Genomic DNA, 18,422 nt, shown 5'->3' with positions numbered 1-18,422 from the left:
ATCCGGCAAATAAGAATATTTATTACATCACATTTCTTCTTTATATCTGCAATTATCCACACCATCAGACTGGGGAATCATCGAATTCTGACATTTCCGAATGTAATCCACCAATGCTATTACGAATTAGCCTACGACCTAGCAGAAGCCAACATATATGGATGAAACACACAGCAGCTCATGTAGATACATGTAAACCATACAAGGGAGGAACATAGTCAATGAGCAAGCGGATATATCATTTTCACGAGGGTCAGGTGGCCTTGAAGCCGTTGTTAGGCGGAAAAGGGGCAAACTTAGCCGAAATGACGGGACTTGGGCTGCCCATCCCACCGGGATTCACGATTACGACGGCGGCTTGCTTGGCGTATGAGGAAGCGGGGCAAATACTGCCGCTTGGGCTGATGGAAGAGGTGCAGCAGGCGCTGTTTCTTCTAGAGCAACGCAAGCAGTTGAAATTAGGAGATAGACACAATCCGCTGCTCGTCTCCGTTCGCTCGGGAGCTGTTGCTTCGATGCCGGGGATGATGGATACGATATTAAACTTGGGTCTAAATGATGAGACAGTAGAGGGGCTAGCAATACTTACGCAGGATGAGCGATTTGCGTACGATTGTTACCGTAGATTTTTGCATATGTTTAGCACGGTTGTTCTGTACATTCCTACTGTGTTATTTGAAGATATGGTTCACCTCATGAAGCAAGAAAGGGGCTTTGTTGAGGATCACGATGTGACGGCTGACGGTTGGAAGGAAGTGTGTCAGTCGTTCAAGCAAGCCATTCTGGAACGGACAGGTGATTCGTTTCCCCAGCAAGTAGAGCAGCAGCTGCAAATGGCGATTGAGGCCGTATTCCGCAGCTGGCACAATCCGCGTGCGCAAGTGTTCCGTCGTACGTACGGTATTCCGGATGCGCAAGGAACGGCGGTCAACATTCAAGCGATGGTGTTCGGCAACTGGGGAGAAGATAGCGGCACAGGCGTCTTATTTACCCGCAACCCTTCTACGGGTGAAAAAATGATTTACGGCGAATATTTAGCAAACGCACAAGGTGAGGATGTCGTGGCGGGGGTGCGTACGCCGTTGTCTATTAGTCATTTGGATGCGGAGATGCCGTACATTTATGAGCAGTTAGTGGATACGGCGTTAAAGTTGGAGCAGCATTACAAAGATATGCAAGATATTGAATTTACGGTGGAGCAAGGGCAGTTATATTTGCTGCAAACCCGCGAAGGCAAACGAACGGCACAAGCGGCGGTTAAAATTGCGGTTGATCTCGTGCGCGAAGGCGTTATTTCGCCGGAAGAGGCGGTCGAGCGAATGGAACCGATGCATATGGATCAGTTGTTGCATCGCTCGATTCGACACGGCGAAGCGCTAACCGTGCTAGCCCAAGGACTGCCTGCTTCGCCAGGAGCTGCCTCCGGCCAAGTCGTATTCGACGCAGACACGGCTGTGCAGTGGAAGAGCGAAGGGCGTAGCGTGCTGCTTGTCAGCACGGAAACGACGCCGGATGATATTCACGGCGTTATTGCAGCCGCAGGCGTGCTGACGAGTAGGGGCGGCATGACAAGCCACGCCGCAGTTGTGGCGCGAGGCATGGGTAAGCCGTGCGTATGTGGCTGTGCTACGCTCGTGATTGATGCGCAGAGCGGCACGCTGCGCCTTGGCAACGTAACGGTGCGCGAGGGTGAAGCGTTGACGATAGATGGTGCCACGGGGCAGGTCATTCTTGGCACAGTAGAGTTGCAAGAGCCGCAAGTGACGGCAGAGCTTGCGGAATTGCTGCGCATGGCGGATAGCATTCGCGAGCTGCAAGTTTACGCCAACGCGGATACGCCGGAAGATGCTGCAAAAGCACGCGAATTCGGTGCACAAGGCATCGGGCTATGTCGCACAGAGCATATGTTTATGAGCCCAGAACGACTGCCCGTCGTACAGGCGATGATCTTGGCGGAGTCGGACGTTGAACGTGCTGCTGCGCTGCGGCGCATTTTGCCGATGCAGCAAGCGGACTTTGAAGGTATTTTTGCGGCAATGGACGGTTTGCCGGTGACGATCAGGTTGCTGGACCCGCCGCTGCATGAATTTTTGCCAAGCTTGTATGATTTGAAGGATCAGTTACACCAAGTGGAAGCGGGATTGAGCACAGGCATTGAGCGTGAGCGGCTGACTCATGTTCTTCGCAAAGTAGAATCACTGCATGAGACGAATCCGATGCTCGGCTTACGTGGCTGTCGGTTAGGCTTGTTGTTTCCTGATATTTACGATATGCAGATCGAGGCGGTGTTCTTAGCTGCGCGTGCAAGTATTCATCGCGGAGTTGCTGTACTGCCCGATATTATGGTGCCGCTAGTCGGGCATGTAAATGAATTGAGCCGACTGCGCAAGCGGATTGATGAATGTGCAGAGCGTGTGCTGGGTGTGGAGCGGCTGCTATGCCCTTATCGAGTAGGCACGATGATTGAAGTGCCGCGAGCAGCATTGACGGCAGGCGAAATTGCACAGCATGCCGAGTTCTTTTCATTTGGTACAAACGATTTGACCCAAATGACGTTTGGCTATAGCCGCGATGACGCTGAAGGGAAATTTTTAGCGCAATATTTGGAGACAGGAATATTGCCTGTTAACCCCTTTCAAGTGCTTGACCAAGACGGTGTTGGTCAGCTTATCGAGTTGGCGGCTGCACGTGGCAAGGCTATGAATGCTAATTTGAAGACGGGAATTTGCGGTGAACACGGTGGCGACAGCAAGTCGATTGCATTTTGTCATGCCATTGGGCTAGACTACGTAAGTTGCTCGCCCTATCGCATTCCGAACGCACGCATTGCGGCTGCACAAGCGGTACTACAGCACAGAAAGCAGCACATGCAGGCTTCTTTGTCCCAGCAAGCGGAGCGCATGTCGAAGCGGAAAGTGGAAGCTATTTAGGTGGGCATAAGCGAGCTTTTAAGCAAGCTATTGAACAAACTACTAAGCAAGCTACTTGAACGAGCATTTTAGCAGGCCAAAGGCGCACTTCGTCCAACAGATGCAACAGATGCAACATATGCAACACATGCAGCTCCTGCAACGCATCTGAGGTGAGGCGCGCCTTTTCCTATTTAAAATCGCGTTATTTATGCTTTAATTTCGGTCATACCATACATATACGGTCGCAGCGCTTCTGGAATGTAAATCGAACCGTCTGGGCGCTGATGATTTTCCAGCAATGGGATCAAGATGCGCGGGCTGGCAACGGCTGTATTGTTCAATGTATAAGCATATTGCAGCTTACCCTCGCCGTCGCGGAAGCGGATATTCGACCGTCGTGCTTGAAAGTCCAGCAAATTCGAAGCCGAATGCGTTTCACCGTAAGCTCCGCGGCTAGGCATCCACGTTTCAATATCATACTGCTTATGCGTCTTTTCCGACATGTCGCCTGTACATACGGCCATCACTCGATAAGGTAGCTCCAGCAACTGCAATATTTGCTCCGCATTGCTGAGGATGTGCTGTAGCAATCGGTCCGCTTCAGCTGCATCATTGCGGCAAATGATAACTTGCTCCACTTTGGCAAATTGATGTACACGGTACAGTCCACGCACATCGCGTCCTGCCGATCCGACTTCACGGCGGAAGCACGTCGAAGCTCCTGCCAAACAAATAGGCCCGCTGCTTAAATCTACAATTTCGCCCGCATAGTACGAGATTAAGCTGACCTCCGATGTGCCTACGAGCCATTGGTCATCGGCTACCGCATAAGTCTGCTCTTGACCGTACGGGAAAAAGCCAGATGCCGTTAACGCTTGTTCGCGTACCATAAGAGGCACTTCCAGCGGCACAAATCCTTGCCGCACAAGTAGATCCATCGCAAGCTGCTGCACAGCTCGATGCAAGTAGACGCCTGCTCCGGTCAAATAATATTGGCGCGTTCCGGCCACTTTGACGCCGCGTCCCATATCGATAAGGCCGAGCCGCTCCCCAAGCGCGACATGGTCAAGCGCTGCGTCTTCCTGCTGCACAGTTGGTTCGCCTACCCTGCGAACTTCAACATTATCTTCGTCTGTCTGCCCAACAGGCGAATCTGGCGAAGGGAGGTTAGGGACGAGCAGTATAAGCTGTTTATAGTGCTGCTCAGCCTGTGCCAGCTCCATTTCTAGTTCAGCCAATTGTTCATTCGCCAAGTTGACCTGCTGCTTTAATTGTTCCAAGTCGAACTCCAAATCAAGTTCCAAATCGAGCTGCAAATCTTGCTTTAGAGCTTGCTCCTGCTCCTGCTTTTGCTCCTGCGTCTGATTGTGCTCTAGAGGGGTAGCATCAGCTCCAAGTCTGGCTTCATGTTTCTTGCCGTGATTGCGATGTGTTGCTCGCATATATTGCCCAATACGGGTCGAAACTTCGTTTCGCTCCCGACGTAGCTCATCAACAGCTGTTAACAGCGAACGGCGCTTATGATCCGAATCTAGCAGTTCTTGCACCGAGAAGCGAATTCCTTTTAAATCAGCAGCCTCTTGCACTCGTTCTGGGTATTGGCGAATCCAATGCATGTCTAACATAGCGATCGTCTCCTTTTATTCCGCGAAATTGTTGAAAAAAGACAGAAAGCGCCCCTCATCCGATTGGGACGAGGAGCGCTTAGCTCGCGGTGCCACCCAACTTGGTGCAACTAACGACTACAGAACAGCCTACCTTACGAGGTAAGCCTCTATCGTGGCTTACCTTCATTAAAGGTGCTGTAATTGCAATCGTTGCTGCTACCCTCTTGGTTCCGCGATAACGGGCGGTTCCGGTTCACTTAGGGAGTTGCGAATGGGTCCGCAAATCCTTGACGAGAACGCCTCCGAGTTGGATGCTCTTCACGGGCGTAATGTGCACATTTATAATTAACGTTATTATATAGGCTTTAAATGGAAAGTCAAGGGGGCATATCTTACCCCTATATTAAAATGGTTCAGCAATCTACAGCAGCCCTTCAATATCTTTCGCCAATTTACTTGGGTTCGTTTGCGGGGCGTAGCGATCAATGACACGGCCTTGGCGATCAACGAGAAACTTGGTGAAATTCCATTTCACATCGCTGCCAAGTAGCCCTTTTTTCGCAGACGTCAAATGAGAGAACAAAGGATGAGCCTGCTCACCTTTTACATCCACTTTAGCGAACATAGGGAACGAAACGCCATAATTCAACTGGCAAAACTCCATCGTTTCATTCATGTTGTCGAACTCTTGCTTGGCGAATTGATCGCAAGGGAAGCCAAGTACGGTAAAGCCGCGCTCTTTATACGTTTCGTAGAGCGATTGCAGCTCTTTAAATTGCGGCGTAAAGCCACATTTGCTTGCTGTATTGACGATGAGTAGAACGTTATTTTCATATTCACGCAACGATGTTGCTTCGCCAGCAGGCGTGTTCACTTCCATATCATAGAGGTTCGACATTTCATTCGCTCCTTCGGGTTCCGCTTTTTTAACTTCACTTTATTTATAACACGGCATTATATTGTTATCAATTAAATTTTGCACAAATTAAATATAAAGGTGAAGAAAAACGATTTCGTTTAGGTGAACCAGCGCAGCGCCATCATCGTTAGCATACCAACCGTGACCGTACCAAGTAAGCTACGGGTAAAATAAGCGACAAGTAGCGCGGGAACAGCAGCTAACAGTCGTAAATTATTATGTAAAATGGAAAATTCCGAGGTCGGCAACAGCAACTCATGCGCCAGCAAAGCGGCCATGACGGCGACCGGAATATGACTAAGCCAACGTATTCCCCAGTCAGGTATTTGAATTTTACTTAATAAGACTAGCGGCAATACGCGTGGAATCATCGTCACGATCGCTCCGCCCATAATAATAAGGAATAAGTACCAGCTTACTTCCATTTTTCAACCACCATCCCCATCGTTGCTGCAACTACGGTTGCAATAATAATGCTGAAGCTGTCCAAACCTACTAAACCGCCTATGAAAGCTATAATGGCAGCGCTAGCGGCAACGATGACATCGGTACGCAGCTTGCCTCTGCTTAAGATTTGCAAGATTAACAAACCGATAAACATCGCAGGCAGTGCAAAATCAAGGCCCCATGCTTTCGGATCAGCGATCCATTGTCCAAAAAATGCGCCAGCCACATTAGCAATAGCCCAGTTCAAATAAGCCGTTACGTTTAGTCCAAGCATCCACTTGTCGCTGCCTAACGCTCGGTTAGCTAAATGATTAGCTGCCACACCGAACGTTTCATCGGTAATTTGAAGCCCGATCAACGTATTTTTCCAAATAGGAAGATGGCGAAAATAGGGCGCAAGTGCAGCACTCATCAGCAAGTGTCGAAGATTTGCCAGAAAAATAGTGAAAATAATGGCGGTCACCGGAGCGCCAGCCAGCACCATGCCCGCGGTAATAAATTGTGCGGACCCGGCGTAGACGAACAGGGACATAAGGAGAATTTCCATAATCGTTAACCCTGCTGCTCGTTCGAGCACACCGGCGGCGAAGCCGATGCTTAAATAGCCAAGCACAGTTGGTAAGCAATCTTTTACACCTTGCATAAATGTATCTTCATGCAGAGGCTGAGCAACGCCCCGTCGCTCGGATACTAGTTCCTGATTCAATTCAGTTCACTCCTTGTCTACTGATCATGTAGCAATAAACGTTCTGAATATCATATAGTTTATTCCATAATCAGTAAAGGTAGGGAAGAACGTTTCCGGCACACGTAAACAAAAGCGGGCGGTATATTTGGCAGTACGAAGCGGATGTGGTCGATGTCGAATTTTTGTGCCAGCCGCTTGCGCATATGAACCGAGTATTGAAAGGCAATAAATAACCCGTCAGGCTTTAGTGCTTGTTCGACTTGATCTAGAATGTCATCAATGAGCTTGCTCGAAAATATGGCAAACGGAAGTCCGCTTATTACCACGTCTAAGGTGGAAATCCCGTACTGCTGCATGGCGCTAAGCAGATGTTCTGCGTGTTCGCCCATAACAGCGTGCGGATATTGTTGGAGCAACCGCTTACGCATATCCGTATCTTGTTCAAAAATGAGGAAGGTCGATTCTGCACGTTTGTATTGCATAACATGCTTCGTAAATACGCCTGTGCCAGCTCCGAGTTCGGCAATCGTCTCAAGTGTGTGCCAATTCACAGGCTCCATCATGCGTAATGCTAGTGCTTGTGAGCTAGGAATGAGACTGCCAATTAAGTGGGGGGTTCGTATAAATTTATAAAAAAACAAGACGGTGTCTTTCCAGCTATTCCAGTGCCATCCCGCGTAACTGTCTTTCATCGGTGTTCTCCTTTTCGTCCATTTGCCATTTGTTTAGCTTGTGCACTTTTACGGGAAATTATTGAACAGGACTGAAAATGAAGGCTGCTTATCCATACCGTGCTTACTGCTATCCCATGGTATAATAAGCAGCATAGTACGCATAACGGAAGGAAGAATTGGATGAAAGCACTTGTATTGGCGGAGAAGCCATCAGTCGCACGTGAGATTGCGCGCGTGTTGGACTGTCGCTCCACACATAAACATTACATGGAAGGTCCTAATTATATCGTTACATGGGCACTTGGCCATTTGGTCGGCTTAGCAGAGCCGGAAGATTACGACCGGAAATTTCAAACGTGGCGTTTAGAAGACTTGCCAATCGTACCCGAGCAGATGAGGTTGAAAGTGTTAAAAGAATCGGCTCATCAATTTAAGGCTGTACAGCAGTTGTGCAAGCGCACGGATATTAAAGAACTCATTGTAGCGACTGATGCAGCGCGTGAAGGCGAACTGCTCGCACGCTGGATTATGCAAATGGTGAAATGGAATAAGCCGTTTCGCCGTCTTTGGATTTCATCGCAAACGGATAAAGCGATTAAAGAAGGATTCCGTCAATTGAAGCCTGGCAATCAGTTTGACCGTTTGTACGAGTCGGCTCGCTGTCGTGCAGAGGCGGACTGGCTCATTGGATTGAACGTGACACGTGCATTGACGTGCAAGTTCGAGACGCCTTTGTCCGCGGGGCGCGTTCAGACACCGACGCTCGCGACATTGATTACTCGTGAGCACGACATTCGCGAGTTCCGCTCGCAAGAATACGATACGGTGCATGCCGAGTTCGCTGGCTTTGAGGCTGTGTGGCGCGGGGCCAATGGCGATGCGCGCCTATTTGATTTGAATGTGGCAGAGCAACGCGTACTGCGTATGCAGGGCCAAGCGGCTACTGTCGTCGAGCTGAACAAGACGACGAAAGCGGAACCGCATCCGCTGGCATACGACTTAACCGAGTTGCAGCGTGATGCGAACCGTCGCTTCGGATTCTCAGCGAAGCAGACTTCCAATGTGCTGCAGAAGTTATACGAGCAGCACAAAATCGTAACCTATCCGCGCACCGACAGCCGTTACTTGTCCTCGGACATGGTCGGCACGCTGAAAGAGCGGCTGGATGCGATGGCGGTTGGTCCCTATGCGTCGCTCGTCAGGCCGCTACTGCGTAATCAGCTAACGACGACGAAGCGCATCGTGGACGACAGCAAAGTGACTGATCACCACGCGATCATTCCTACGGATGAGCCGCTGCGTTTACATGCGCTTTCTGCGGATGAGCGCAAGCTATATGACCTCATCGCGCGTCGATTTATCGCGCTCTTCTTGAAGCCTGCTCGTTACGAGCAAGTAACGGTGACACTTGAGGTTGCAGGTGAGAAGCTGCACGCCAAAGGCAGAACGATGCTAGAGGCTGGCTGGCGCGAAGCGTACGGCGGTGATTGGAACGACGTGGAGGACGATGAGGGAAGCGCCACACAAGCGCGGACTCAAGAAGATGCGCGTGCCGCTTGGAATCAGGATCAGCGTCTGCCGAGCCTGACGAAAGGGGATAAGCTGTCTGTTAAGCGTCTGTTTACACGCCGTGACCGTACGAAGCCGCCCGCAAGGTATACAGAAGCGGGGCTGCTGACGCAAATGGAGAAGCATGGCTTAGGCACGCCAGCGACGCGTGCTGATATTATCGAGAAGCTAGTTGCTTCAGATACGATCGAGCGTCAAGGTTCTCATTTGCAGCCGACAGGCAAAGGGACGCAGCTTATTAACCTTGTTTCCGAGCAGCTTCGTTCGCCAGAGCTTACGGCTTCATGGGAGAGTGAGTTGGAACGAATTGCGCGTGGAGAAGCTCGTTCTGCTTCTTTTATGAGTCATATTCGTCGCATGTCAGAGCAACTCGTACGAGAGGTGAAGACGAGTGAGGCGGAATATAAGCCACACAATTTGACGCATAGCCATTGTCCGGAATGCAGCGCACGGCTTATGGAGCGAAAGACGAAGCGCGGCAAGATGCTCGTCTGCTCGAACAAGTCGTGTGAGTACAAACGTTCCGGGGAAAAAACGTTGTCTAACCGTCGTTGCCCAACTTGCCATAAGCGGATGGAGCTGAAAGACGGCAAGGCAGGCAAGTTCTTTCAGTGCTTGCCGTGTAACATCACGCAGAAGCTCGAAGAGGGCGGCGGGAAGTTGCGCAAGCATGAGGAGCGCAAGTTAGTGAAGCAATTTGAGAAGCAGGAGCCGATCGGATCTAACTTGGGTGAGTTGCTGAAGGCGGCTATGGCGAAGCAGCAGGAGTAGTGAGAGACATCTTCGTAATCGGGCAGTAGCGTCTAGCAACTGAACAGAAGTATATAGCAATCGATCAGTAGTAGTATCTAGCTATAATGGAGCATCATCGAGCAATGGAACAGTTAGTTGAACCTAGCTACAGTGTGGCGGTATCTAGCAACTAAACAGAAGTATCTAGCTGTAGTGTGGCATCATCGAGCTATCAATCAGAAGTATATAGCAATCGAGCAGTAGCGGGCTTGAAGGTATAGGCTTAAGTTGATCACATAAGCGCAAAATACGTATAGATGTTGCATCGTAAATCGCTGAGAGGGCAGGGGAAGCTTGAGATGATACGCATCGTTGTTCTTGATGGTTTAATGCTTAATCCGGGAGATTTAAGTTGGGATACCGTTAATACAGCGGTGCAAGCCGCAGGTTACCAAGCTGATCACATACAACTGCAAGTGTATGACAGATCAGCACCAGCAGATGTCATAGATCGGGCACAGGGCGCGGCGATTGTGCTGACGAACAAGACGCGCTTAACGGCTGAAACGATGTCACAATTGCCAGACTTACGTTATATCGGCGTCTTGGCGACGGGGTATGACGTCGTAGACGTAGCGGCTGCAAGAGAGCGGCATATTACCGTGACGAATGTACCTTCATACGGCACGGAAGGAGTGGCGCAATTCGTATTTGCCTTGCTGCTTGCTTGGTGCCATCGCATCGAGCGGCACGACGATGCGGTGAAGGCGGGAGAATGGTCCCGTCAAGCGGACTTCAGCTTCTGGCTCACGAGCCAGACAGAGCTCGCAGGCTTGACGTTCGGCATTATTGGCTTCGGTCTCATCGGCCAGCAGGTTGCTAGACTGGCGCAAGCATTTGGCATGAAGGTACTCGTATCGAGCCGCAGCAATCGCGGTCAAGTCGACCATCCTCATGTTAGCTTTGTCTCGCAGGCAGAGTTATTGCAGCAAGCCGACGTCATTTCGCTGCACTGCCCGTTAAACGATGACACGCGTCATATGGTTAACGAGCGCTTTTTGCAGCAAATGAAACGAAGTGCGCTGCTCATTAATACAGCACGCGGTGCGCTTGTCCACGAGCAGCAGTTGCTCGCTGCGTTGGAGCAGGGGACAATCGCTGGAGCTATGCTGGATGTACTGTCCGAAGAGCCTCCAGCAACGAATCATCCGCTGTTAGCAGGAACTGAGGGCCACGAGCGGCTTATCATTACGCCGCATATCGCATGGGCTTCACAAGCGGCTCGTAGCCGCTTGCTTGAAATCGCATCGAGCAATATTCAACATTTTTTACGCGGTCAGCCGCAACATGTCGTTTCATAGCGCATTAGAGAGACGGTAAGAGCATGCTCGTCATGCTGTTGCCGTCTCTTTTTTTTGTCCATATCTCGCCGTATTCCGCCACATCTCTCCATAATCCGTATGTAGTAACAACAATGTTTCTATATTCCTAACATTTCCCTAGATCTTGTAACGTTTCTGTAATACGCTTTTGATAGATTTATATTATAGTAGGTGTCGAAATAAGTCGTTAGAAGGAAGGGTTACAAGATGCGAGAGCGAAGTGTGATGGCGGCCAGCAGCCGTCGTCGAGGCGGTCGAAGATTGAATCCGAAAAAATTTATTGGCCGCTTAGTATTGCTAGGCTTAATAATCGGATTATGTTTTGGTGTGTATAAGATAGGTACGGCGTTGTTTGCAGACGATAAGGCAGTAAAAAGCGGTGAGGTTGCGGTTACAGAAGTGCCTGTATTTTTATCGGCCGCTAAAGAAAAAGCGACACCGAAGGAATACAACGGGATGAAGCGTAAAGTTGCGTACTTGACGTTTGATGACGGGCCTAGCAAATTTACGAATGAGTTGCTAGATATGTTGAAGCAGCATGATATTAAGGCGACTTTTTATATGCTCGGCCAAAATATGCATACATACAGCGACGCTGTTAAGCGTATGGCCAAAGAAGGGCACTATCCTGGGCTTCATAGTATGACACATGAATACAACAAGCTCTATAAGAGCGGCGGTTCTACGAACTTTGTGAACGAGTTCAAAGAGGCGCAAGAAATTGTGAATCAGCTAACAGGTGTAAAGCCAACTAATATTCGTGCTCCTTACGGCAGTGCCCCACAAATCGGTGAGCAGTTCAGAGCGGATATCGCAGCAGCCGGCTTTACGTTGTGGGACTGGACGCTAGATTCGTTTGATTGGAAATATCCAAACGACCCGAATCGGATTGTAGACATTGTGAAGTCTGGATTGACGAAAGATGTAGAAATTATTTTGCTACATGAGCGCAAGCAGACGATGGAAGCTATGCCGGCCATTATTGAATATATTAAAAGCCAAGGCTACGAGTTCGAAGTATATAACGAGAATGCTCATTTTATGGTCAACTTCCATGATGATAAAAAGTTGTAAGCTAGTATTTTAGGAGGTTAGTAGCTTGAGAAGCAGACACAATTGGGGACGCTTTGCACTGTTGCTGCTCGTGGTAGCAGTAGTGTTAACAGGTTGCGGTACATCTGCAACGACGAAAATTTTCAACGCATTTGAACAGGCGGCTACGGCGGAAGCAGCTGTTACGACAACGATGGCTTCCTTGCAATCGTTAGAACAACATGACGAGCAGCAATATAGCAGCATTATTAATGAAGGTGTAAAATCGAATCAGAACGTGCAAACGTTAATTGCTAGCGCGACAGAAGGATTAGCCAAGCGCAAACTAGCGATGGACGAAGTGAAAGTGCAGATTGATGAAGCTCGTCAGAAGCTTGGCGAATTAGACGGTACGCTGTCCGATTTGGAAGATGCCAAATTGAAAGAGCAAGCAACGGCTGCATATCAAGCTTATGTGAAGCGTTACGATACGTTCCAAACTTTGCATAAGCACTACGGTGAAATGTTGGAGCGGGAGCAGAAGTTGTACGAGCAATTGAAATCGCCAGATACGAAATTGAAAAATATTAATGCGTCCGTTTCAGAGCGCAATGCATCGTTCCGTCAAGTCGAGCAATTAAAAACCGAGTTTAACGAGTATTCGACGCAATTTAATACATCGAAGCAGACTTTTTATAAAGCAGCGGGCATCTCATCGCAGCCTACCCCATCAAAGTAATGATATCCATCTATAGAGGACATAGATGATGTCGTAACGAGCAAAGGGTAGAATCGGCGCGAAGAAGGGATGCCCCTTCTTTTTTAAATGGATATATCGTATTTTGAAGCTCCACATCAACATGTTAATGGTTCAGCTGGTTAGACGGATGTAGAGGGTTCAAATAAGACTTGAATTAGATTTCAATATTTTACAAGTAAAATTTTTGTTTATTTGTGAGCCAATATTTAATATAATTATAAAAATATTTAGCTGAGTGTCCTCTCCACGAGGACACTTTTGTGTTGGTCTAGGGAGGACAGTCAGATGAATCAGTCAGCAAGCGCTCCAAAAAGGACCTTGTTTATGCGTATCCTTGACGGCATAGAACGTATCGGCAACAAGTTGCCTGATCCGGTTATGTTGTTCGCTATTTTGGCACTGTTAATTGTAGTCATATCTGCGATTTTATCCAGTATTGGATTAAGTGTTGAACATCCGCTCAAACCGGGTGAAACATTGACCGTGTATAACTTGCTTAGCAAAGAAGGAATTGCTTACATTTTTGAAAATGCGGTTGCGAACTTTACGAACTTTGCGCCGCTTGGCACCGTGCTCGTCACGATGCTCGGTATTGGAATTGCGGAGCGCTCAGGTTTGATATCGACGGCTTTGCGCGCGCTCGTTATGTCTGCTCCACGTCAATTGATGACGGCAGCGCTCGTATTTGGTGGCGTCATGTCCAGTATGGCATCTGACGCGGGTTATGTAGTATTGACGCCGCTAGGTGCGGTGCTATTTGCGGGTATGGGACGCCATCCAATCGCTGGTTTGGCGGCTGCATTTGCCGGTGTATCCGGTGGTTTCAGTGCGAATCTATTGCTAACGTCGCTTGACCCGATGTTAGGTGAGCTGTCTCGTACGGCTGCGGCAACGCTTGATCCTGCATATGCAGAAAGCTTTAATCTCGCAGGCAACTATTATTTCATGGCTGCGTCGGTATTTTTAATTACGATTATTGGTACGTTTGTAACGGATAAATTGGTCGAGCCACGCTTGGGTACGTATACAGGCGGTACGCAAGAAAAGGTCGAGAAGTTGAAACCAGAAGAGGTTCGCGGACTATGGCTGTCTCTTGCTTCGTTTGTAGCTACTTGCGTAGTGCTTGCTTTGCTTGTCGTTCCAGATTGGGGTCCATTGCGTGGAACTGGAGATATTGTCAGCTCTCCATTCTTTAAACACTTGGTACCTGTTATTTTGATCATGTTCCTCGTACCAGGTGTAGTGTACGGCGTCGTCACTCGTTCGATTCGCAGCTCTAGAGATGTGTCTGCGCAAATGTCGGACACGATGGCTACGATGGGTTCTTACATCGTATTGGCCTTCTTTGCTGCACAGTTCGTCGCTTACTTTGGTAAGACGAATTTGGGCATGATCTTGGCGATTAAAGGTGCTGAATTCATTCAAAATAGCGGTGTAACAGGTATTTCGCTTATTCTCATTTTTGTTCTTATTTCAGGTGTGATTAACCTGTTTATCGGATCAGCATCTGCAAAGTGGGCCATTATGGCACCGGTATTCGTACCGATTATGATGCAGTTGGGTTACACGCCGGAATTTACGCAGCTCGTGTATCGGATTGCGGATTCAACAACGAACATTATTTCGCCACTGTTGCCTTACTTCGCAGTCGTGATTGCGTTTGCGCAGAAGTATGATAAAAAAGTGGGTATCGGAACACTCATTTCAACGATGGTTCCATACACGATTGCATTTACAATCGGTTGGTTGATCATGTTGTTCGCATGGATGTTCCTTGGTTGGGAAATCGGCCCTGGTACAAGCATTTTCATGCCAATTAAATAATACATGAATACAAGGAATGCCCTTTTCAAGTCGTTAAGTCTACTTGGAAAGGGCATTTTTACAACTCGTTTGCATTAAAAAAAGATTGCCCGCCACCTGGCCTTTTGGCTGGATGGTCGGCAATCTTTTTCATATAGTCAGAAGTTATGCATGTTCGTAGTTGTTAGAGGCAGCATCAAATCTTCACATCTTTAGCTTACTCAACGCCACGTCTGGGCTACCACATCAGCCACAACCATAAATACGATATAAGCTACAATGGCAGAGACGATATGTATAAGGCCGACTTTCGTTTTTTGCTGAAACAAGCGCAGCACCCCGAGGCTGAGCAGTGGGCATACGATAAGTAAAAAGAAGAGCACAGTTACAAATAGTTGGGGACTAATCGTACTAATATTAACATAGGTCATGGCTTTCACCTCATCAGTTACAAATTCCATATTTTTCAATGATTGATTTCACAGCACTTTTATTATAGCGGGAACTGGGCAGGAAGTCTTTAGGTTCGCTTCCAAGTTTGCGGCGATTTTGCGTCAGTTTTTTGTGTGGGGATTGAGTTCAGTGCTCACTTTAATGTAAAGGCCATTACGGTTATGAAGAATGAATACCCTCCTTTTTCCTGTGTATTCGAATAAAGTAATACACCGCTAAAACGATAGATGTCAGAATTCCTAGAATAGGTGCGACGATAAGCATTAAGATCATGCTTACTCTTTTGTATTCCATTCCTTCGATTTTAAGCATCTCTAATATAGTAAGTGATAGAAACCCATAGAAAATATAAAGCAGAAAAAAGGTTCCAATGGCTATTCCGATTCTCCCCAGTATGCGATCTACAATTTTCAACGTGTATTCTCCTTTACCTCATCCATATCGTTAATTCATCTACTCGACATTCGACAATAATAGGGTACACATTTTTCATGCATTTTTCGATACAAAAATGTTCATGACCGTCGTCTTTTTTTGAGAAATTTAACAATTAGGCGGCATAGCTCGTGGTATAATATTCCTAATCATAAAAAGGTTTATTTTGGTATTTAAATGGATGGGTTGTCGAAAAAATAGAGAATTAAAGGGGAGAATATGATGAGTTATATGATCGGAATCGACTTGGGCGGCACCAATATCGTGTGTGGGTTAGTGAATGAACAGTATGAGCTGCTTGAAAAAGTAAAACGCCCAACGGATGCAGCGCAAGGTGTCGAACAGGTGATTAGCAAAATGGCTGAGATGATCGAGGAGCTAGTTAACCGATCAGGAATCAAGCGCAGCGAGTTGGTCGCGGTTGGGGCAGGAATACCAGGCTTTATCGACCCTGAGCGCGGAATCTGTTTATTTTCGGCCAACTTGAAATGGCAGGATGTCGAAGTGGCGGAGCTGTTAAGCGTTAAAGTTGGCGTACCTGTCTTTATCGATAATGATGTTCGAATGTACGTTTATGGTGAAGCGATGAGCGGTGCGGCACGTGGATCTGAAGTGGTACAAGGTGTCACGATCGGTACGGGATTGGCATCGGCCACGGTGACGCGCGGCGAATTGTTTTATGGCAGCCGATTTATGGCGGGCGAGCTTGGTCATGTCGCCGTGGAAGGCGAAACCGAACGTTGTGGCTGTGGCTTGACCGGCTGTTTGGAGACGGTTGTGTCGGCCACGGGTATCGTTCGGCAAGCGAAGCAAGCGCTTGAGGTAGGGCGAAGCAGCACGCTGCGCGATGTGTATGAGCGCGGTGAATTAACGGCTGCGCACGTATCAGCTGCTTATGATGAAGGGGACGAGCTGGCCGTGCAAATTATGGACTACACAGGGCAAGTGCTAGGCCGGGGATTGGCCTACTCTATTTCGCTGTTTAGCCCAGACGTTATCGTGATTGGTGGAGGCGGGGCATTGGCAGGAGAGCGTTTGTTCCGTTCGGTGCGTGAGACGTTGAAGCGGACGGTATATCACGGCTATTTAGAGAACTTGACCATTTGCCAAGGTGAGCTGATCGATGATGGCGGTGTGATTGGGAGCGCGGCGTTTGCCAAAAATCGATTGGGTAAGTCAGCGTTGCAGGTGAATGTATAATGGCTGATCTGCGAACAGAGCATGGAATGGCACACGTAGCGGTTCCGTCTGATGCTCGTACGGACGGGATGGAAGATTTAACATCATTGATGCTTCAAGAGCGAATCATTGCGATTTTCCGCGGCATTACAGGTGAGCCGGCCGATTTAGCAGGACAGGCGCTTGTAGCTGGCGGGGTTCGGTTCATGGAAGTGACGATGAACACGGAGGGAGCCGTTCAGCAAATCGCCCGCTGGCGCGAGCAGTTTGCTGGGGTAGCCTACATTGGTGCTGGCACGGTGTTGGATGAGAGCATGGCCGCAGAGGCGATTCATGGCGGCGCACAGTTTCTTATTTCGCCGAACTTGGATGAACGCGTTATTAGTTATGCAGCAGAGCGCGGAGTTGATGTGTGGCCGGGCGTGTTGACGCCGACTGAGATGGTAAAGGCTTGGAAAGCCGGAGCTAAAGCGGTCAAGTTATTCCCGATGGGGGCGCTCGGCCCTGAATACATTCGTGAAGTTCGTGGACCGCTGCCACACATTCCGATTATTGCTACTGGCGGAGTGGATTTGGACAATATGGCCTCATTTTTGAAGGCAGGTGCTTCGGCGTTTGGACTTGGTTCGAAGCTGGTGCGAAAAGAATGGATTCAAGACGGGCGCTATGAGGAGTTAAGGCAGCAGGCCCAGTTACTAGTGAACACAGCGAAAAGTACAAGTTGAATCAGCTAGACCAAGTTAAAGGAGGAGGAGTAGATGGCTTTGTTATGGCTATTTGGAGCAAGTGTGTTAGCAGCAGCTGGGGCGGCGGGCGGCGTATGGAAGATGGCAGTAAAAAGTCAGGCACCGCGTCACGTACCGATTACGGCGGAGCCGCCTTATCCTTATGAAAATGTACAGTTTGTTGGTTGTATGCCACTGCAAGGGTGGTTTATTCGTGGCAAGGGGCGAATAGACACCGAACGAGCCCCTACAATTATTATTTCACACGGCTGGGGTTCCAGCCGTGTGAGGGTACTGCGTTATGTGACTCCGCTTATTGAAGCTGGTTACCATGTGCTGATGTATGATGTGACGAGTCACGGGGCAAGTGAACGGATAGCTGCGCCTTCAGCGTTCTTATTCAGGGACGATTTGCTGGCGGCTGTTCGATATGCACGATCACGTGCAGATGTGGACACTGCGCGAATCGGATTGTTGGGACATTCAATGGGCGGATTCGGAGCTGTCTTGGGCTTACATGAGGGCTTGAATGTACAAGCCATCGTAACCGATTCGATGCCTGTGCGGCCGTTTACGATGATAACGGCAGAACTAAAGCGTCGCAATATACCGCTATTTCCGTTAGCGAATATTTTGCCGCGTATTTGGTTGTGGCGTGCCAGAATACCGGTGAAATCATTCATTAAGATTGATCTCGCGCGCATTTTAACAGACAACCACAATCGTAAGCAGCAAGAGCAAGTACCTGTGCTCATGGTGCATTCCCGACAGGATGATTTTATTCCGGCAAGTGAACTGGAAACCTTAATGGCGAAACTGCCCTATAAACAGTCTTGCTTGCTTGTAGATGCGGACGGACATAGCTGTTCCGAGCAAGATGCCCGCTTCTGGGAAACGGTATTACCGTTCTTTCAACGGCATATCTAAGGTGTTAATTTAGGAAACACTTAACATTTTATTTTTTCAAAACTCGCTTCGATTCGGCACTACTCGCCTAAAATAATGCCTCACATACAGCGACCTCTTTATGAATTCTTGCATAATAGATGAACTTCATGGCGGCCAATGTCGATGATCACCGATTCACTCCGATTGTGAACCATTT

At 48.5% G+C, this 18,422-nt stretch carries 15 protein-coding genes; 9 read left to right on the top strand and 6 right to left on the bottom strand.

From position 1 onward, the window contains the following. Nucleotides 1-221: 221 nt before the first annotated feature. Complete coding sequence (gene ppdK, locus KIK04_RS07125) at nt 222-2,930, top strand: pyruvate, phosphate dikinase (protein WP_232277582.1); 2,709 nt, start codon at nt 222-224, stop codon at nt 2,928-2,930. A gap of 188 nt (nt 2,931-3,118) precedes the next feature. Here the strand turns inward: ppdK and serS are convergent, their stop codons facing one another. From serS to KIK04_RS07100, 5 genes are all read right to left on the bottom strand, one after another. Continuing rightward, nucleotides 3,119-4,537 (bottom strand): serine--tRNA ligase, encoded by a 1,419-nt coding sequence (gene serS, locus KIK04_RS07120; protein ID WP_232277581.1) that lies wholly within the window; start codon nt 4,535-4,537, stop codon nt 3,119-3,121. 403 nt (nt 4,538-4,940) lie between these two features. Beyond that, the gene (locus KIK04_RS07115; RefSeq protein WP_232277580.1) at nt 4,941-5,417 is read right to left on the bottom strand and encodes a glutathione peroxidase; all 477 of its coding nucleotides are present in this window, start codon (nt 5,415-5,417) and stop codon (nt 4,941-4,943) included. 119 nt (nt 5,418-5,536) lie between these two features. After that, complete coding sequence (locus tag KIK04_RS07110; protein ID WP_232277579.1) at nt 5,537-5,863, bottom strand: AzlD domain-containing protein; 327 nt, start codon at nt 5,861-5,863, stop codon at nt 5,537-5,539. Then, entirely contained in the window at nt 5,854-6,528 is a 675-nt protein-coding gene (locus KIK04_RS07105) for an AzlC family ABC transporter permease (protein WP_232278639.1), read from the bottom strand. Before KIK04_RS07105 ends, KIK04_RS07110 begins: the two co-directional genes overlap by 10 nt. 122 nt (nt 6,529-6,650) lie before the next feature. Next, the gene (locus KIK04_RS07100; protein ID WP_232277578.1) at nt 6,651-7,265 is read right to left on the bottom strand and encodes a class I SAM-dependent methyltransferase; all 615 of its coding nucleotides are present in this window, start codon (nt 7,263-7,265) and stop codon (nt 6,651-6,653) included. A 162-nt stretch (nt 7,266-7,427) separates the two neighbouring features. On the opposite strand from KIK04_RS07100, the gene KIK04_RS07095 reads away from it, so the two are divergent. From KIK04_RS07095 to KIK04_RS07075, 5 genes are all read left to right on the top strand, one after another. Continuing rightward, entirely contained in the window at nt 7,428-9,587 is a 2,160-nt protein-coding gene (locus tag KIK04_RS07095) for a DNA topoisomerase III (protein WP_232277577.1), read from the top strand. A gap of 323 nt (nt 9,588-9,910) precedes the next feature. Next, nucleotides 9,911-10,909, top strand: a complete 999-nt coding sequence (locus KIK04_RS07090; protein WP_232278638.1) for a D-2-hydroxyacid dehydrogenase — start codon at nt 9,911-9,913, stop codon at nt 10,907-10,909. A gap of 228 nt (nt 10,910-11,137) precedes the next feature. Further along, nucleotides 11,138-12,004 (top strand): polysaccharide deacetylase family protein, encoded by an 867-nt coding sequence (locus KIK04_RS07085; RefSeq protein ID WP_232277576.1) that lies wholly within the window; start codon nt 11,138-11,140, stop codon nt 12,002-12,004. A 25-nt stretch (nt 12,005-12,029) separates the two neighbouring features. Continuing rightward, a complete protein-coding gene (locus KIK04_RS07080) occupies nt 12,030-12,701 on the top strand; it encodes a YkyA family protein (protein WP_232277575.1) in 672 nt (223 codons plus the stop codon). Nucleotides 12,702-13,007: 306 nt separating this feature from the next. After that, nucleotides 13,008-14,546, top strand: coding sequence for an AbgT family transporter (locus KIK04_RS07075; protein WP_232277574.1), 1,539 nt, complete (start codon nt 13,008-13,010; stop codon nt 14,544-14,546). Between the two features lie 200 nt (nt 14,547-14,746). Here KIK04_RS07075 and KIK04_RS07070 read toward each other — a convergent pair whose 3' ends face one another. Continuing rightward, entirely contained in the window at nt 14,747-14,956 is a 210-nt protein-coding gene (locus KIK04_RS07070; RefSeq protein ID WP_232277573.1) for a hypothetical protein, read from the bottom strand. 679 nt (nt 14,957-15,635) lie between these two features. Between KIK04_RS07070 and KIK04_RS07065 the strand changes: the two genes are divergently transcribed. The 3 genes from KIK04_RS07065 to KIK04_RS07055 all read left to right on the top strand — a co-directional run bounded on the left by KIK04_RS07065 (nt 15,636) and on the right by KIK04_RS07055 (nt 18,244). Further along, nucleotides 15,636-16,613, top strand: a complete 978-nt coding sequence (locus KIK04_RS07065) for an ROK family protein (RefSeq protein ID WP_232278637.1) — start codon at nt 15,636-15,638, stop codon at nt 16,611-16,613. A 68-nt stretch (nt 16,614-16,681) separates the two neighbouring features. After that, complete coding sequence (locus KIK04_RS07060) at nt 16,682-17,317, top strand: bifunctional 4-hydroxy-2-oxoglutarate aldolase/2-dehydro-3-deoxy-phosphogluconate aldolase (RefSeq protein ID WP_232278636.1); 636 nt, start codon at nt 16,682-16,684, stop codon at nt 17,315-17,317. 33 nt (nt 17,318-17,350) lie between these two features. Continuing rightward, a complete protein-coding gene (locus KIK04_RS07055; RefSeq protein WP_232277572.1) occupies nt 17,351-18,244 on the top strand; it encodes an alpha/beta hydrolase in 894 nt (297 codons plus the stop codon). The last annotated feature ends 178 nt before the right edge of the window (nt 18,245-18,422 follow it).

Source organism: Paenibacillus sp. 481 (assembly GCF_021223605.1).
Classification (GTDB): Bacteria; Bacillota; Bacilli; order Paenibacillales; family Paenibacillaceae; genus Paenibacillus_B.
The sequence above is the reverse complement of the archived record's forward strand: the minus strand, read 5'-3'. Positions and strand labels throughout refer to the sequence as shown.